A 17,391-nucleotide genomic window follows, 5' to 3' on the forward strand; every position below is an offset into this window, starting at 1 on the left:
CCTGTTAGGGCGCGGCTGGTAAGAGAGCCTTACAGGCGCATCTGAAAAACCTCCGGCTATGCCGGAGGATATTTATTTTTAACGTAATGGTAATTCCGTCAGACAGGTCTGGCTGTCATCTCTGGTGGCAATGGCATGTGACGCCGTTTTACCGTTGTAGCTTACTTCGAGCGTCCCTTCCATATTGCGCGGTAGCCAAACACCGATAAATCCGTTTCGATAGCTTTGCATCTCTTTTTGTACGATGACAGCGCCTTTACTGTCTGTCACTTTTACAGTGAACGGTTTATTCGGCATTTCTCCCTGACAGCCGGAAAGGCTGTGGTTAAAACAGGGGTGTGTCCGCCATTCATAGGGCGCAAAAGAGAGATAGAATTTGTCGCCTAACGGCAGCGTATAAATCTGCTCTCCGTCAGATAATTTGAGTTCAGTACTGGTAATCGACGCGGAGTAAGGCAAAGGACGGCTCTGCGGCGTCTGATCAATCGTATCCACGATCTGCTCAACCGTTTTTCCCGCCAGCCCATGTTGCGCCAGAAAAGCGGATTCTGAGGATGCCGCAAGCGCGGAGCCGCTGGCGCATAAACCCAAAAGTAATAACCATGATGATTTCGACATAACTTCAATTCCTTGTGAACAATCTCCTTGCCTACTATAGGGGTTCCCCTAAGGGAAAGGTCAAAGGGACGCAGGGTAAAGTAATGCAAAGTTATGCTGGGGGAGAGAGGGGAATTGGAATAAAAAAAATCCCCGCCATCAGGCAGGGATTCAAAATTCTGAGCTTTTTAAGCTTACAGGCTGGTTACGTTGCCAGCTGCCGGGCCTTTAGCGCCGCTTTCGATGGTGAAGGAAACTTTCTGACCTTCGTCCAGAGATTTGTAACCATCGTTCTGAATAGCGGAGAAGTGTACGAACACGTCTTTAGAACCGTCATCAGGAGTAATAAAGCCGAAGCCTTTATCAGCGTTGAACCATTTTACGATACCAGTCATTTTACCGGACATAGTGTATTACCTTTTAAAAAATAAGTGTGCCTTTCGGCGTTATGGCGTGCTTTACAGATTTTTTAAGCGTTAAGGAAATGCGCACTACGAGGGGTATCTAATGGATAACTCTTGAAGGGACTTGCCTTACTAAACTGCTTTAATGGTCTGTACGTCAAACCGTTGAGCACATTAACTCATGTAATGCCGGGCGATGCAACTTTTATTTTACTTTATTTCTCCAGGTCAGGAATCGGGCGGGGAAAACGGTCCTTACGCAGGACCGTTAAAACAGAAAGGGGTAAAAATTACTCCATCAATTGCTTACTTAAACGTGGGTTCGCCTGTATCAGGCGCATCAATTTAAGCTCTGCTGGCGTGGGTTTTTCGCGTTTCGATTCCCATTCCTGAACCATGGCAACCGTTACGCCCAGCGCTCTGGCGAATTCATCTGTTTTTAGTCCCGTCCCTCTCCGTAACTGTTCAAATTCGGTAAAAGGATTGGGTTTTTGCGTCAGGGTGATCTTTCGCGTTTCATCTTTAAAAACAATTTGTTCCAGGCTGCTCAGCAGCTCAAACATCGGATCTTTATATTCCATTGAGAACTCCTGTAAATCACACAGCGGGATCGTGAAGTGCATCGAAGCCTCTTAAGAATAGTCGGGAAACTTGCGGGTGGGGGGCGACGCGCCGCCAGGAAGCGCTATCGATTCGTTTCGATGCCTTACGCTACGCGACTTTTAGGACGCTAACAATTTGATCCAGGAAGGTATATCCGTCTTTCAGAAAATAATTGTAAAGATTAAAAAAATATTACATCCCCCGCTGGAAAGCTTTCTTGCCGCGTTTTTTATCGCAGTGTCAGGTCAAAAATTAACAATAAAATAACAAATTAAGCATTGATGCAGATAAACATAATTTTCCGCTACAAGATCGCGTGGAAAGGGTATCCTGCAAGCCTGACCTGGACTATCCTTGTAAGCCGTCAGGCACGCAGGTGTCGTTGTGCGCATTTTTGGGTGAAAGGAGTATTAACAATGGCGACAGGTAAGTCCTGCTCTCGCTGGTTTGCGCCTGTTGTGGCGTTATTAATGGTGTTTAGCCTGAGCGGGTGTTTTGATAAAGAAGGCGATCAGCGCAAAGCGTTTGTCGATTTCCTGCAGAATACAGCAATGCGTAGCGGAGAGCGTTTACCAACGCTGACGGCCGATCAGAAAAAACAGTTTGGTCCGTTCGTGTCTGATTACGCGATACTGTATGGCTACTCGCAGCAGGTAAACCAGGCGATGGATTCCGGTCTGCGCCCGGTGGTCGATAGCGTTAACGCCATCCGCGTTCCGCAGGATTATATGACGCAACGCGAGCCGCTGCGGCAGGCAAATGGTTCGTTAGGCGTGCTGGCGCAACAGTTGCAGAATGCAAAACTGCAGGCTGATGCCGCGCATGGCGCGTTAAAGCAGGCCGATGACCTGAAACCTGTGTTTGATCAGGTCTACAAAAAAGTGGTCACCGTGCCGGCAGATGCTTTGCAGCCGCTGATCCCGGCGGCGCAGATCTTTACGCAGCAGTTGGTACAAGTGGGCGATTATATTGCGCAACAGGGCGAGCAGGTGAGCTTTGTCGCGAACGGCATTCAGTTCCCGACCTCACAGCAGGCCAGCCAATATAATGCGCTGATTGGGCCGTTGGCCTCGCAGCATCAGGCGTTTAATCAGGCCTGGACGGCGGCGGTAAACGCGACCCAGTAATGACAGTCTGCCCGATAAGCGCAAGCCAGCGCTTATCGGGCCTGTAGCGTTATCCCGCCGCCTGCGGGTTGACGCAGTTCTTCTCTATTTTTCCCTGCAGCGCATCAATCAAATTATCCACCGCACAGGCCATCATGTTGTAGCGCGTCTCATGCGTTGCCGAGCCAATATGCGGCACCGCGACGACATTAGACATGTTCAGCAGGGGCGAATCCACGGATAGCGGTTCATGCTCAAAGACATCCAGACCTGCCGCATATATTTCACCGTTTTGCAGCGCGGCAATCAGCGCGTTTTCATCGACCACCGGACCGCGTCCGGCATTAATAAAAATGGCGGACGATTTCATTCTGGCAAACTGTGTTGCGCCAAACAGATGTCGCGTTTCTGCCGTTAGCGGCAGGATCACGCAGACAAAATCAGCCTCCTGCAACAACGTATCCAGATCGCAGTAGCGGGCGTTAAACCGGTCTTCCGCCTCCTGATGCCGCCGACGGGCGTGATAGAGAACCGGCATGGTAAACCCAAAGTGCGCTCGCTGCGCCAGCGCCATCCCGATACGCCCCATCCCAACGATACCGAGTGTTTTGTGATGCACATCGACGCCAAACCACGCCGGGCCAATGCTTTCCGTCCATTCACCCGCTTTAACCCGTTCTGCGACGTCCACCACGCGGCGGGCAGTGGCCAGCATCAACGCCATCACCGTATCGGCAACGGTTTCCGTCAAAACGGCAGGCGTGTGCATCAGGACTATTTTGCGGGCAGTAAGGGCGTCCACCTCGACATTATCGTATCCCACCGAGATGGTCGACGCCGCGCGTAGCGCCGGCATTTTTTCCAACAGCGCGCGGTTAACGGTTTCGCTGGCGCCCAGAAGGCCTTGCGCGCTGGCAAATGCCTGCGCGTGTCGCGCTACCGTTTCCGGATGCAGGTTCGGTACCTGGGTGACGGTAAAATGCGCCTCCAGGCGATGCAGCAAATCATCAGGCAGGGTTTTGTAGAGAATGATGGACGGCTTCATGCGACTCTCCGTAAATCAAAAGGTAAGCGCGGCATGCGCCAACCGGAACAGGCTTATTATTAACCCGCTTAGCAATAATCGACCAGCCGATTTTCCCGCTGTCGGCAGCCATACCGTGGTAAATGGTGAATGAATACTGAATAATGCGAGGTGTATCCGGTCTGGCGAGGGAATAATGCAGGCCGGGTAAAGCATACCGCCTTACCCGGTACGGTAGTTTACTGCAATGGACTCAAGGTAATTTCGACGCGGCGGTTTTGCGCCTTACCTTCTGCCGTACTGTTGCTGGCGATCGGGTTCGCCGGCCCCATTCCGCTGGTACGGATACGGCTGGCGTCGACGCCCTGGGTGATCAGCGAGCTGGCGACGGAGTCAGCACGCTGCTGCGACAGACGCATATTCAGATCGTGGCTACCGGTACTGTCGGTGTAGCCCACCACATTGACGGCGGTCTTGGGATACTCTTTCAGCACCATCGCCACGCCGGTCAGCGTGTTAGCGCCTGCCGGTTTCAGCGTCGCGCTGCTGCTGTCGAAGGTGACATTATTCGGCATATTCAGAATGATATTATCGCCGCTTCGCGTCACGCTAACGCCTGTGCCCCGCATTTTGTCACGCAGTTTCGCTTCCTGTACGTCCATGTAGTAACCCACGCCGCCGCCCAGCGCCGCGCCAGCCGCCGCGCCAATCAGCGCGCCTTTACCGCGATCTTTTTTGGAGGAGGAGAGCGCGCCGATGCCTGCGCCGACCAGCGATCCAATACCCGCGCCAATGCCGGATTTACCTGCTTCGCGTTCGCCGGTGTAAGGGTTTGTTGTGCAGCCAGATACTGCCAGGGCGCCGCTCACGATGGCAGCAATCACAAATACACGTTTTTTCATCTTAAATCCTTATCACTTTTTTATTTTTACCACAGCGACCGTGGCGGTTGATTATGACGTCTGCACATGAAGAAAATTCCAGGGAAAACTCTGAAATTTGTAAGTAACATTGATCGGCAAAATAAATAATCCCAATAATTCAGGAGCGAACCTTGACCCACGCACCATCGCGTCATTCGGTATTGACCGCCGCACACTGGGGGCCAGTCCGCGTTGAAACCGACGGAGAACGCATTTTTGCCTCGTATGGCGAACTCCCGACGGCACACCAAAATTCCCTGCAAACCGTTGTGCATGACCAGGTGCACAGTAAAACGCGGGTTCGCTTCCCGATGGTGCGTAAAGGGTTCCTGGCTTCCCCCGATAAGCCGCAAGGCATACGCGGGCAGGATGAGTTTGTTCGCGTAAGTTGGGATGACGCGCTGGATCTGATCCACGCTCAGCACAAACGTATTCGCGAAAGTTATGGACCATCGTCCATCTTCGCTGGCTCCTACGGTTGGCGTTCGAACGGCGTATTGCATAAAGCGGCTACGCTATTGCAGCGTTACATGGCGCTGGCGGGAGGGTATACCGGCCATCTTGGCGATTATTCCACCGGCGCGGCGCAGGCTGTCATGCCTTATGTGGTGGGTGGCAACGAGGTTTACCAGCAGCAGACTAGCTGGCCGGTGGTGCTGGAACACAGCGAGGTGGTGGTGCTCTGGAGCGCGAACCCGCTGAATACTCTGAAAATTGCCTGGAACGCCTCGGATGAACAGGGGCTCGACTATTTTGCGGCGTTGCGACAAAGCGGCAAGCGCCTGATCTGCATCGATCCGATGCGATCGGAAAGCGTCGACTTTTTTGGCGATAAGATGGAGTGGATCGCCCCACATATGGGCACCGATGTGGCGTTAATGTTGGGGATCGCCCATACGCTGGTGGAAAACGGTTGGCAGGATGAAGCGTTCCTTGCCCGCTGCACGACGGGTTATGACCGCTTCGCCGACTATCTTTTGGGCACGACCGACGGCACGGCCAAAACAGCGGAATGGGCGGCAGAAATTTGCGGCGTTTCTGCGGTGAAAATCCGCGAACTGGCGGAAATATTTCATCATAACACCACCATGTTGATGGCTGGTTGGGGAATGCAGCGTCAGCAGTTCGGCGAGCAAAAGCACTGGATGATCGTTACGCTGGCCGCAATGCTGGGGCAAATTGGTACGCCTGGCGGCGGGTTTGGTTTTTCTTATCATTTTGCTAACGGCGGAAACCCGACGCGCCGCGCCGCCGTGTTAGCCTCGATGCAGGGAAGCATCCCTGGCGGGGTCGATGCGGTAGATAAAATACCGGTGGCGCGTATTGTCGAGGCGCTGGAAAACCCCGGTGGGTTTTACCAACACAATGGGATGGATCGCCGCTTCCCGGATATTCGTTTTATCTGGTGGGCGGGCGGCGCGAACTTTACCCATCATCAGGATACCAACCGTCTGATTCGCGTGTGGCAAAAACCGGAACTGGTCGTTATCTCGGAATGTTTCTGGACGGCCGCCGCGAAACACGCGGATATTGTTCTGCCTGCGACCACCAGCTATGAGCGTAACGATTTAACCATGACCGGCGACTATAGTAATCAGCATTTGGCGCCGATGAAGCAGGTCGTGTCGCCCCGGTGGGAGGCGCGGAATGATTTTGACGTTTTTGCTGAACTGAGCGAACGGTGGGAAGTCGGCGGTTACGCTCGGTTCACCGAAGGAAAAAGCGAGCTGGCGTGGCTGGAGACTTTCTACAATATTGCCGCCCAGCGTGGCGCCAGCCAGGGGGTGACGCTGCCGCCGTTTGCCGCATTCTGGCAGGCTAACCGTTTACTGGAGATGCCGGAAAATCCCGCCAACGCGCAGTTTGTGCGCTTCGCGGATTTTCGCCGCGATCCTGATAACCATCCGCTAAAAACGGCCAGCGGCAAAATCGAAATCTATTCTACGCGCATTGCCAGCTATGGTTACGCGGATTGTCCCGGTCATCCGATGTGGCTGGCGCCGGATGAGTGGCACGGGAACGCCGATGCGGGGCAGGTTCAGCTACTTTCCGCGCATCCGGCGCACCGTCTGCATAGCCAGCTCAACTACAGTTCATTACGGGAGCGGTATGCGGTAGCCGGACGCGAACCGGTGACGATTCATCCGCAGGATGCGACAACGCGCGGAATCGTCGATGGCGATACGGTACGCGTCTGGAATCATCGCGGGCAGGTTCTGGCGGGAGCGGTCGTTACCGACGGAATTCGGCCTGGCGTTATCTGTATTCACGAAGGCGCATGGCCGGACCCTGAACCTACCGCAGGCGGCATATGCAAAAACGGCGCGGTAAACGTCCTGACAAAAGATCTTCCCAGTTCCCGGCTGGGGAACGGTTGTGCGGGCAACACCGCGCTGGTCTGGTTTGAGAAATATACCGGCCCGGCGCTACCGCTTACGGCGTTTGATCCGCCTGCCAACTCATAATCCAGGTGGGGTGGGCGGTATCCTCCTGCCAGGCGCTATCTTCAATACGAAAACCAAGCGCATGGTAGAAGTTTACGGCGGATTGATTTTTCTGGTAAACCTCAAGGCTCAGCAGAGGAAAACGTTGCTGGACATATTCCAGAAGCGCTTTGCCAATGCCCTGTCTTAACGCGTCGGGGGCGACAAACAGCGCCCCGACAAAACGGGCTTCCAGTACGCTGACGAAGCCTTTCAGTTGTCCATTTTCCTCCCATACCCAGGTTTGCGCGGCGGGTAAATAGACGTCGCGTACAATTGCTTCGCTCTCGTGCCAGTAACGTTCTTCGATAAAGGGATGGGCATAAATGGTACTTTTCATCCACAGCGCCAGAATAGACGCCATGTCTTCACTCTGGGATTTGCGAATCATGTTTTTCTCCCGGATGGCAAAAACAGCCGGTAATATGGTCGTTGACCAGTCCGCACGCCTGCATAAAGGAGTAACAGATAGTCGTACCGACAAACTTGAAACCGCGTTTTTTCAATGCCTTAGCAAGCGCATCGGACGCAGGTGTTGAGGTAGGAATCTCATCCAGGCTGGCCGCCTGGGTGATCTGCGGCTGGCCATCAACGAATGACCAGACAAAATCGGCGAAAGACTCGCCGTTTTGCTCCATCGCAAGCCAGGCGCGGGCGTTACTGATAATGGCCTGAATTTTACCGCGATGTCGTATGATGCCCGTGTTCTGCAGCAGGCGTTCAACATCCTCCTCCTGCATAGCTGCGATGCGTACTGGGTCAAACTGATGAAAACAGGCGCGGTAGTTCTCCCTCTTTTTAAGCACGGTGATCCAGGATAAACCGGCCTGTTGACCTTCAAGACAGATCATTTCAAACAGCTTTCTGCTGTCAGTCTCCGGTACGCCCCACTCGTTATCATGATAGGCAATATAAAGGGGGTCCTGGCTGACCCAGTCGCAACGCTGCATAGACTTCCTCGTTATTGTGGTTACCGCGAAAATTTCCTTCAACCCGCCTTGACGGGCTCGCTAAAAGGACAATAGTTAATACAGGGCTGATGCCCGACATCCTTCATTCAATGACAATAATATCGCCGAATTCGGCTCTACTCTGGAGTCGCGTTGATGATTGTAAGAAAACGCCGTGGTCGCCGGACATTGCGTTGTCTGGCGGGCCTTATGGCCTGCTCGTTTTTTATCAATACCACGTATGCCTGGCAACAAGAATATATCGCTGAAGCGGCTCCGGGGCATACGACGGAACGCTATACCTGGGACAGCGATCACCAACCGAATTACAACGACATACTGGCCGAACGTATTCAGTCTACGCAAAATACGGTGGGGCCGGTGCTTAGCCTGGCGGATGAAACCCCGCTTGATGCGACCAGCGGTATCAGTATGGGCTGGAATTTTCCGCTTTCCCGACGTGTGACCACTGGGCCGGTCGCGGCGTTGCATTACGACGGTTCGACGTCATCAATGTATAACGAATATGGCGATAGCGCGACGACATTAGCGCTTACCGATCCGTTATGGCACGCCAGCGTCAGTACGTTAGGCTGGCGGGTAAACTCGCAGTTCGGCGATGTCCGTCCCTGGGCGCAAATTAGCTATAACCAACAGTTTGGGGAAAATATCTGGAAAGCGCAGTCCGGGTTGAGTCGTATGACCGCAGGAAATCAGGCGGGAAACTGGCTGGATGTCACCGTAGGCGCGGACGTGTTACTTAACCCGCACATGGCGGCGTATGCGGCGTTTTCCCAGGCGGAAAATAGCGCTACGGATAGCGATTATTTGTATACCCTGGGGGTGAGCGCCAGGTTTTAACTTAAAAACTACCATCGAAACGCTGTGATAACAGATCTTGTGGCGGAAGTAGGGTGCTAACCTTCTGCGTTATCTTTGCGCTGTTAATCATCTCGCTGGCAGTTTCCACCACTATTCGCCAGCCGCAGCGGGAGAGGGTTAGCGAAGCGTCTGCGTAACACATGCAACACCAGGCGTACAGCGCACCCATTTGGTGCTCTTTATTTTTATTTAGCACAAATACCTAATCAATTGGAGTTAAAAAAACGTCTAATAAATAAGGAATGCATTTAACTTATTTATGAATCAGAAGAAATAATATATTATTTATATTAATTTATTCTTAATAAAAATTTACATTTATGTACGTTACATTTGTAACATATTGATTTCTATTTTTTTTAAGCTTAACTAAAAAATATTTTTATATATACTAATTATAGTATCTAATACCCATCTCTATACACTCCATTTCCTCACAGAATGCAGATAACCCTAAGGATGCGTTCTGTTATCTACCGTCATAAATGGAGTTTTTAATGAAAAAAGTTGTTTTTGCTCTGTCTGCTCTCGCTGTAGTTTCCACTTCTGCTTTCGCTGCTGAATCTGGTGACGGCACCATTAAATTCACCGGTGAAATCGTTGACGCGCCATGCGTCGTTTCTACTGACTCTCAGAACCAGGAAGTTGTGCTGGGTCAGGTTAAGAAAAATATCTTCAAAGCCATTGGCGATAAATCTGTTTCCAAGCCTTTCCAAATCAAACTGGAAGACTGTGACATCACCTCTCAAACCAAAGTTAACGTGAGCTTCGCTGGCGTTGGAGATGCAGACGACGCGACACTGGTTTCTGTTAACACTGAAGCAGGTGCGGCAACTGGCGTGGGCATCGGTATCTACGACAACGCTAACAAGCTTGTTGAAATGAACACCGGTAAATCCACCACTACGCTGGCTGCTGGTCAGACCGTGCTGTACTACACCGCTAACTACGTTGCAACAAAAGATACTGTAACCACTGGTTACGGTAACGCAGAAGTGGACTTCAACCTGTCCTACGAATAATCGAATTTCGTTAATACAGACAATCATAATGGCAACGGAAATCCCGTTGCCATTTTTTCCAGCGGAGGCTCAGGAAGAGAATCATGAACCGCTCACGTTTGATATCTTGCACAGCACTGGTGCTGGCGCTGATTGCTCAAAACAGTTTTGCCGGTGGCGTGGCATTAAGCAGCACACGTGTTATTTATGACGGTAGTAGAAAGGAAGCTTCTCTTACGGTAAATAATAAAAGCACCACGGATGAATTTCTCATTCAGTCATGGATTGATGACGCTAACGGTAATAAAAAGACGCCCTTTATCATCACTCCGCCGTTATTTAAATTAAGCCCGACTAAAAATAACGTTTTACGTATTGTTAATACGACGAGCACGTTACCGCAGGATCGCGAGTCCGTTTATTGGATTAACGTAAAAGCTATTCCTGCCAAAAGTGAAGACGCGGAAGCTAAAAACGTACTGCAGATCGCCGTACGTACCCGCTTAAAACTGTTCTATCGTCCGGCGGGCCTGAAAGGCAATAGCATGGACGGCTGGAACAAACTGCAGTTCACCAGCGCAGGGGCTAACCAGATCAAAGTGGAAAATCCATCTGCCTTTAACCTGACGTTTAATAAATTTTATGCCAACGGCCGTGATATTGAAAAAACGGGAATGGTTCCGGCAAAAGGCTCATTGAATATTGAACTGCCAGCCGGCACCGGCAAGGTAAGCGAAGTTAAATACAACATTATTAATGACTTTGGCACGGCTGGCGACATGTTGACACAGCGCGTTAACTAACACGTTTTAAAGGATTATTACTATGACATGGACGCATCTTCCTCTGGGCAATAAGACCTCGCGTTTTACGCAGTCTGCGCTTGCGCTGATGATAGCGAGTACGCTCCCCGCGTATGCGGGAACATTTAACCCGCGCTTTCTGGAGGATGTGCCGGGTATTGATCAGCACGTTGACCTTTCAATGTATGAATCCAATAAAGCTGAACACCTGCCAGGTAAATACCGCGTCTCGGTGGTGGTCAACGAAAAAAAAATGGAGTCTCGCACCCTGGAGTTTAAGGCAGCGACAGAGGCGCAGCGCGCAAAAATGGGTGAATCCCTGGTGCCGTGCTTAAGCCGCGTGCAGCTTGAAGATATGGGCGTGCGTATTGATAGCTTCCCGGCGCTGAAAATGGCCCCGCCTGAAGCCTGTGTTGCTTTTGACGACATTATTCCCCAGGCCGCCAGCCATTTCGATTTTGCAGACCAGACCCTGATCATGAGCTTCCCGCAGGCTGCGATGAAGCAGACAGCGCGCGGTACGGTGCCAGAATCGCAGTGGGACGAAGGGGTGAATGCCCTGCTGGTGGATTATAACTTCTCCGGCAGCAACGCCAGCTATGACGCGCACGACAGTGATACCAACTACAACAGCGACAGCTACTATCTGAACCTGCGCAGCGGTATGAACCTGGGGGCATGGCGATTACGTAACTATAGTACCTGGACGCGAAACGACGGTAACAACACATGGGATAACATTGGCACATCCCTAAGCCGCGCCATTGTGCCGCTGAAATCACAGCTGACGTTGGGGGATACCTCCACCGCCGGTGATATTTTTGACAGCGTTCAGATGCGCGGGGTGCAGTTAACTTCTGACGAAGAGATGCTGCCTGACAGCCAGCGCGGGTTTGCGCCCGTCATCCGGGGTATTGCCAAAAGTAACGCCGAAGTCACCGTTGAGCAGAACAACTACGTTATTTACCGTACGTTTGTTCAGCCGGGTGCGTTTGAAATTAACGACCTGTATCCAACCTCAAACAGCGGCGACCTGACGGTCACCATTAAAGAATCGGACGGCAGTGAGCAGAAGTTCGTTCAGCCGTTCTCCTCGGTGGCGCTCCTCCAGCGTGAAGGCCATCTCAAGTACAGCCTTTCCGCCGGGGAATACCGTGCCGGGAACTATAACAGCGCCGAGCCGAAATTCGGGCAGCTTGATGCCATGTACGGCCTGCCATATGGCTTTACCGTTTACGGTGGTGCGATCTTCTCTGACGACTATTACTCGCTGGCGGGAGGATTAGGTAAAAACTTCGGCTATATCGGCGCGATCTCCATCGATGTAACCCAGGCAAAAAGCAAGCTGGCAAATGAGGAGAATTCGGAAGGTCAGTCTTATCGTTTCCTCTACTCCAAGAGCTTTAACAGCGGTACCGATTTCCGTCTGCTGGGTTACAAGTATTCGACCAGCGGCTATTACACCTTCCAGGAAGCGACGGATGTGCGCAGCGATGCGGACAGCTCTTATAGCCAGTACCACAAACGTAGTCAGATTCAGGGCAACGTGACGCAGCAACTGGGCGCCTGGGGCTCGGTCTATTTTAACGTCACGCAGCAGGACTACTGGAATGATGAAGGTAAACAGCGTTCGCTGAATGCCGGTTATAACGGCCGTATTGGCCGCGTGAACTACAGCATTGCTTACACCTGGACGAAAAGCCCGGAGTGGGATGAGAGCGATCGTTTACTGTCATTCTCCATGTCGATTCCACTGGGACGCGTGTGGAGTAACTACCACCTCACGACCGATCAGCATGGCCGAACCAACCAGCAGTTAGGGGTGAGCGGCACCGCGCTGGAAGACCACAACCTGAACTATAGCGTGCAGGAAGGCTACGGCAGCAACGGCGTGGGTAACAGCGGCAGCGTGAACCTGGATTACCAGGGCGGCGTGGGTAGCGCCAGCCTGGGTTACAACTACAACCGTGACGGCCAGCAGGTGAACTACGGTTTGCGCGGCGGTGTAATAGCCCATAGCGAAGGTATCACTCTTTCTCAACCGCTGGGTGAATCCATGGCCATTATCTCCGCACCGGGGGCGCGCGGCGCGCACGTGATCAACAACGGTGGTGTGGAAGTGGACTGGATGGGTAATGCGGTCGTGCCTTATCTCACTCCGTACCGTGAAACGGAAGTCTCACTGCGAAGCGACAGCCTGAACAACCAGGTTGACCTGGATACCGCCTCCGTCAACGTAGTGCCGACGCGCGGCGCGATTGTTCGTGCCCGCTTCGATACCCGAGTGGGCTATCGCGTGCTGATGAACCTGACGCAGGCCAATGGCAAAACGGTGCCGTTTGGTGCTACCGCCACGCTGCTGGATACCACAAAAGAGTCCAGCAGTATCGTGGGTGAAGACGGTCAGCTTTATATCAGCGGGATGCCGGAGAAAGGTGCCCTTCAGGTGAACTGGGGTAAAGACCAGGCACAGCAATGCCGCGTGGCGTTTACGCTGCCGGAACAACAGGATAATACCGGCGTGGTGATGGCGAATGCCGTTTGCCGGTAACAGGGAAGGAAACGATTATGTTGAAAAAGTTGATGATGTTTGCGGGCCTGCTGGGCGGGTCGGTGCTGTTTTCTGGCCAGGCGCTGGCGGCAGCGGATTGGGGGGCGTGTACGCCTGACGGCGGGACTCATGTTTTTTCGGCCACGCTGAATAAAACCATCACCGATACGTCCAAGAATGCCTCAGGTATGGTTTTCCGTGATTTTTGGTCGTGGGATTTAGGGGGGGATTACGATGCTGTTTGTGAATGTCCAGAGGGGACTGCTACGGCATCGACATATTATAAAGCTACTTCCCCCCTCGCTCCTGGCCACAGCGAAGGCGAACGCCAATATTTTATTATCAATAATAATATCCAGATTTCAGTCGATGTTTGGGTTCAGGGACACTATCAGGATTATAAAACAGCGCCATTTTCTAATTTAGATAATCTGTCCGCCGCCAGAGCAGGCTGCAATGTGGGTGATGTACGGTTTACAACAGGAAGCAAAGGAAAATTATCTCTTTATATTAATCATCCATTTGTCGGTGAGCTGCAAATACCGAGTACAAAGATACTGGACTTGTTTGGCACCCACAAAGTAGACGTTTATAATGCCAGTCCGTTGGCATCCGTATATTTAAGTGGGAGCATCATTGTTCCACAGGGCTGTGAACTCTCCAGCGGCAGCACGCTGGAAATTCCGTTTGGGGAATTTAAGGCCACTGATTTTAAAGATCGCAAAGGACAAGTTGCAAAGAACGCCACGAAATTCACCAAAGAGCTGCAGTTTAAATGCACCAATATTTCCGATGGCGTAAAGATCTTCCTGCGTATTGAGGGAACGCCAAACGCTAATGATTCGAATGCCATCGACATGGGCAACCCGGATATCGGTGCCATCATTGAGGGTGCTAACGGTAAAATTTTGGTGCCAAATGACGCCAGTGTTAATCAGGAGCTGAGCGTATCGGGTCTTGTTGACGACACGCACCGTACCGCCTCAACGACCATTTCGGCTTACCCCATCAGTACCACCGGCAAATTGCCGGCCGCCGGGGATTTCGAGGGAATTGCCACCATGCGTATAGATGTGGAGTAAGCAGGATGAAAAACCTTCATGCTTTGATGCCAGCGTGTTTACTGCTTACCACTTCCGCGATGGCGGCACCGTCGAATATCGGTTCTGCTGGTGATATCCACTTTACCATTACTATTAAGGCGGCTACCTGTGAACTGGAAAACGACAGTATCGACGTCAATATGGAGACTGTGGTGCTTCAGCGCCCGGTAAAAGTGGGTAAAGAGCTGAACCAGAAAAACTTTAGCATCGGCTTAAAAGATTGCGCGTATGCCACAAAGGCCAGCGTTACGATGGACGGTTCTCCAGACCCGACTGACCCCTCGCTTTTTGCCCTGGATAGCGGCGGCGCGACGGGCGTGGCGTTAAAAATTAAAACGTCTGGCGAGGTGCAACAATACCCCTCCAGTACCGACTCTACGCCCGTAGAACACACCGTCTGGTTTGATGGTACTAACAAGCTGAACTATATCGCCAGCTATGTGCCTGTTAAGCCGGATGCCACCGTTGGCCCAGCGAATGCGACGGTGAATTTTAGCGTCACATACGAATAATCACTGAGGGCCAGTTCGCTGGCCCTTTTCCATTTTTAGTGATTTTTTGTAAAAATCTTCTCCGATCACACTCTCCGTTGCCACTTTCCCCTCTGCTTGTGGTCTACTTAACCGTGCTTGTAGACTTTCTTACATCTGCGTTAGCCGCATATTTACCTGTTTGATTAAAGAATCGTTGTACAGGTCGTTTTTATCCCGATTCCCAGGGTTTGTTTGCATGAGATACATTAAATCGATGACGCAACAGAAACTTAGTTTCTTGCTTGCGCTCTATATCGGTCTGTTTATGAATTGCGCCGTGTTTTACCGCCGTTTCGGCAGTTATGCGCAAGAATTTACCATTTGGAAAGGCCTCTCCGCAGTTGTCGAACTTGGCGCCACGGTGCTGGTCACTTTCTTCTTACTTCGTCTTCTTTCACTGTTTGGCCGACGCGTCTGGCGCGTGCTGGCCACGCTGGTGGTGCTGTTTTCCGCTGGCGCCAGTTATTACATGACCTTCCTGAACGTGGTGATTGGCTACGGCATTATTGCGTCTGTTATGACCACCGATATCGATCTTTCGAAAGAGGTGGTGGGGCTGCACTTCGTATTGTGGCTGATTGCCGTGAGCGTGCTTCCGCTCATCTTTATCTGGAGTAACCACTGTCGCTACACGTTGTTGCGCCAGCTACGTACGCCGGGGCAGCGTTTTCGCAGCGCCGCTGTAGTGGTACTCGCAGGCGTAATGGTGTGGGCGCCTATCCGCCTGCTGGATATACAGCAAAAAAAGGTTGAACGGGCGACAGGCATCGACTTACCCAGCTATGGCGGCGTGGTGGCGAACTCCTATCTGCCTTCAAACTGGTTATCTGCGTTAGGGCTGTATGCCTGGGCGCAGGTAGATGAGTCGTCGGACAATAATTCGTTAATAAACCCGGCCAGGAAATTTACCTATGTTGCGCCGAAGGATGGGGATGACACCTACGTCGTTTTCATTATCGGTGAGACGACCCGTTGGGATCACATGGGGATTTTCGGCTACGAGCGTAATACCACGCCGAAGCTGGCGCAGGAAAAAAATCTGGCGGCGTTCCGCGGCTATTCTTGCGATACCGCGACGAAGCTTTCTTTACGCTGTATGTTTGTACGGGAAGGTGGGGCGGATAATAACCCGCAGCGTACCTTAAAAGAGCAGAATGTTTTTGCCGTACTCAAACAGCTCGGATTTAGTTCCGATCTGTACGCCATGCAGAGCGAGATGTGGTTCTATAGCAATACCATGGCGGATAATATCTCCTACCGCGAACAGATCGGCGCCGAGCCGCGTAACCGTGGTAAAACGGTTGATGACATGCTGTTGATTGATGAGATGCAGAACTCGCTTGCCCAGAACCCGGAGGGTAAGCATCTGATTATCCTGCATACTAAGGGGTCGCATTTTAACTATACGCAACGTTATCCGCGCAGCTACGCTCAGTGGAAGCCCGAATGTATTGGGGTCGATAGCGGCTGCACGAAAGCGCAGATGATCAACTCTTACGATAACTCCGTGACCTATGTGGATCACTTTATTACCAGTGTGTTCGATCAGCTACGTGATAAAAAAGCGATTGTGTTCTACGCGGCTGACCACGGCGAGTCGATTAACGAACGCGAACATTTGCACGGTACGCCGCGCAATATGGCGCCGCCGGAGCAATTCCGTGTTCCGATGCTGGTATGGATGTCGGATAAATACCTTGCCAGTCCGCAACATGCGCAGATGTTCGCTCACCTGAAACAGCAGGCGGAGATCAAAGTGCCGCGTCGTCATGTGGAGCTGTACGATACGATAATGGGCTGCCTGGGGTATACATCGCCGGATGGCGGCATTAACCAGAACAACAACTGGTGCCATATTCCTGATGCGCAGAAAGTCGCCGCGAAGTAGGTTGTCTGCCGACTTTCTCGCCGATTGAATTGTATTTTGCGACTAAGGGATTGACGGGCGTGCGCCTGAGCAGTAAGATGCGCCCGCATTCGGTGATTGGCGCAGCCTGGTAGCGCACTTCGTTCGGGACGAAGGGGTCGGAGGTTCGAATCCTCTATCACCGACCAAATTCAGAAACCCTGCTCAATGAGCAGGGTTTTTTTGTATCTGAAGTCTGACGAGGATGAGAACCTCCGGGGGCAAGAGGTTCGACTCGAGCGAAGCGAGAGAACGTTGCGTCAGCAACGGCCCGCAGGGCGAGCCACGCAGTGGCGAGTCATCCTCTATCACCGACCAAATTCAGAAACCCTGCTCAGCGAGCAGGGTTTTTTGTATCTGAAGCCTGACGAGGATGAGAACCTCCGGGGGCAAGAGGTTCGACCCGAGCGAAGCGAGAGAACGTTGCGTCAGCAACGGCCCGCAGGGCGAGCCACGCAGTGGCGAGTCATCCTCTATCACCGACCAAATTCAGAAACCCTGCTCAGCGAGCAGGGTTTTTTT

Annotated in this window: 16 protein-coding genes, 1 tRNA gene and 2 other RNA genes; 12 read left to right on the forward strand and 7 right to left on the reverse strand. The window is 52.1% G+C overall.

Annotated features, from left to right (window positions below; translation table 11 throughout):
- Positions 1-78: 78 nt before the first annotated feature.
- From cueP to ACLJQD_RS13170, 3 genes are all read right to left on the reverse strand, one after another.
- Positions 79-618 (reverse strand): copper-binding periplasmic metallochaperone CueP, encoded by a 540-nt coding sequence (cueP, locus tag ACLJQD_RS13160; RefSeq protein ID WP_000047148.1) that lies wholly within the window; start codon positions 616-618, stop codon positions 79-81.
- A gap of 173 nt (positions 619-791) precedes the next feature.
- Positions 792-1,004: an RNA chaperone/antiterminator CspA gene (gene cspA / locus ACLJQD_RS13165; RefSeq protein WP_000014594.1), complete on the reverse strand. Its 213-nt coding sequence runs from the start codon at positions 1,002-1,004 to the stop codon at positions 792-794.
- 287 nt (positions 1,005-1,291) lie between these two features.
- A complete protein-coding gene (locus tag ACLJQD_RS13170; protein WP_000455790.1) occupies positions 1,292-1,582 on the reverse strand; it encodes an HTH-type transcriptional regulator in 291 nt (96 codons plus the stop codon).
- Positions 1,583-2,020: 438 nt separating this feature from the next.
- On the opposite strand from ACLJQD_RS13170, the gene ACLJQD_RS13175 reads away from it, so the two are divergent.
- The gene (locus ACLJQD_RS13175) at positions 2,021-2,731 is read left to right on the forward strand and encodes a DUF3053 domain-containing protein (RefSeq protein ID WP_000190524.1); all 711 of its coding nucleotides are present in this window, start codon (positions 2,021-2,023) and stop codon (positions 2,729-2,731) included.
- 49 nt (positions 2,732-2,780) lie between these two features.
- Here the strand turns inward: ACLJQD_RS13175 and ghrB are convergent, their stop codons facing one another.
- A complete protein-coding gene (gene ghrB / locus ACLJQD_RS13180; RefSeq protein ID WP_017441633.1) occupies positions 2,781-3,755 on the reverse strand; it encodes a glyoxylate/hydroxypyruvate reductase GhrB in 975 nt (324 codons plus the stop codon).
- Between the two features lie 218 nt (positions 3,756-3,973).
- A complete protein-coding gene (locus ACLJQD_RS13185; RefSeq protein ID WP_000747548.1) occupies positions 3,974-4,636 on the reverse strand; it encodes an OmpA family lipoprotein in 663 nt (220 codons plus the stop codon).
- A gap of 152 nt (positions 4,637-4,788) precedes the next feature.
- On the opposite strand from ACLJQD_RS13185, the gene ACLJQD_RS13190 reads away from it, so the two are divergent.
- A complete protein-coding gene (locus ACLJQD_RS13190; protein WP_017441632.1) occupies positions 4,789-7,122 on the forward strand; it encodes a molybdopterin guanine dinucleotide-containing S/N-oxide reductase in 2,334 nt (777 codons plus the stop codon).
- Here ACLJQD_RS13190 and ACLJQD_RS13195 read toward each other — a convergent pair.
- Positions 7,091-7,531, reverse strand: a complete 441-nt coding sequence (locus ACLJQD_RS13195; protein ID WP_000619905.1) for an N-acetyltransferase — start codon at positions 7,529-7,531, stop codon at positions 7,091-7,093. The genes ACLJQD_RS13190 and ACLJQD_RS13195 overlap by 32 nt on opposite strands.
- On the reverse strand, positions 7,509-8,090 hold the full coding sequence (tag, locus tag ACLJQD_RS13200) for a DNA-3-methyladenine glycosylase I (protein WP_001188416.1): 582 nt from the start codon (positions 8,088-8,090) through the stop codon (positions 7,509-7,511). Before tag ends, ACLJQD_RS13195 begins: the two co-directional genes overlap by 23 nt.
- Before the next feature lie 156 nt (positions 8,091-8,246).
- Between tag and ACLJQD_RS13205 the strand changes: the two genes are divergently transcribed.
- From ACLJQD_RS13205 to ACLJQD_RS13250, 10 genes are all read left to right on the forward strand, one after another.
- On the forward strand, positions 8,247-8,951 hold the full coding sequence (locus ACLJQD_RS13205; protein WP_000637073.1) for an autotransporter outer membrane beta-barrel domain-containing protein: 705 nt from the start codon (positions 8,247-8,249) through the stop codon (positions 8,949-8,951).
- Between the two features lie 518 nt (positions 8,952-9,469).
- Positions 9,470-9,994, forward strand: coding sequence for a long polar fimbria major subunit LpfA (lpfA, locus tag ACLJQD_RS13210; protein ID WP_001518613.1), 525 nt, complete (start codon positions 9,470-9,472; stop codon positions 9,992-9,994).
- A gap of 83 nt (positions 9,995-10,077) precedes the next feature.
- A complete protein-coding gene (gene lpfB / locus ACLJQD_RS13215; protein WP_001082125.1) occupies positions 10,078-10,776 on the forward strand; it encodes a long polar fimbrial chaperone LpfB in 699 nt (232 codons plus the stop codon).
- A gap of 22 nt (positions 10,777-10,798) precedes the next feature.
- A complete protein-coding gene (gene lpfC / locus ACLJQD_RS13220; RefSeq protein ID WP_017441631.1) occupies positions 10,799-13,327 on the forward strand; it encodes an outer membrane usher protein LpfC in 2,529 nt (842 codons plus the stop codon).
- 17 nt (positions 13,328-13,344) lie between these two features.
- The gene (gene lpfD / locus ACLJQD_RS13225) at positions 13,345-14,409 is read left to right on the forward strand and encodes a long polar fimbrial protein LpfD (RefSeq protein WP_017441630.1); all 1,065 of its coding nucleotides are present in this window, start codon (positions 13,345-13,347) and stop codon (positions 14,407-14,409) included.
- 5 nt (positions 14,410-14,414) lie between these two features.
- Complete coding sequence (gene lpfE / locus ACLJQD_RS13230) at positions 14,415-14,942, forward strand: long polar fimbrial protein LpfE (RefSeq protein WP_017441629.1); 528 nt, start codon at positions 14,415-14,417, stop codon at positions 14,940-14,942.
- 217 nt (positions 14,943-15,159) lie between these two features.
- On the forward strand, positions 15,160-16,851 hold the full coding sequence (eptB, locus tag ACLJQD_RS13235; RefSeq protein WP_001269257.1) for a kdo(2)-lipid A phosphoethanolamine 7''-transferase: 1,692 nt from the start codon (positions 15,160-15,162) through the stop codon (positions 16,849-16,851).
- Between the two features lie 90 nt (positions 16,852-16,941).
- A tRNA-Pro gene (locus tag ACLJQD_RS13240) sits at positions 16,942-17,018 on the forward strand.
- A 35-nt stretch (positions 17,019-17,053) separates the two neighbouring features.
- Positions 17,054-17,187: non-coding RNA, RtT sRNA (locus ACLJQD_RS13245), on the forward strand.
- Between the two features lie 34 nt (positions 17,188-17,221).
- Positions 17,222-17,355, forward strand: a non-coding RNA gene (locus ACLJQD_RS13250) — RtT sRNA.
- The last annotated feature ends 36 nt before the right edge of the window (positions 17,356-17,391 follow it).

The organism is Salmonella sp. SAL04214, from assembly GCF_046550615.1.
GTDB classification, from domain to species: Bacteria; Pseudomonadota; Gammaproteobacteria; order Enterobacterales; family Enterobacteriaceae; genus Salmonella; species Salmonella enterica.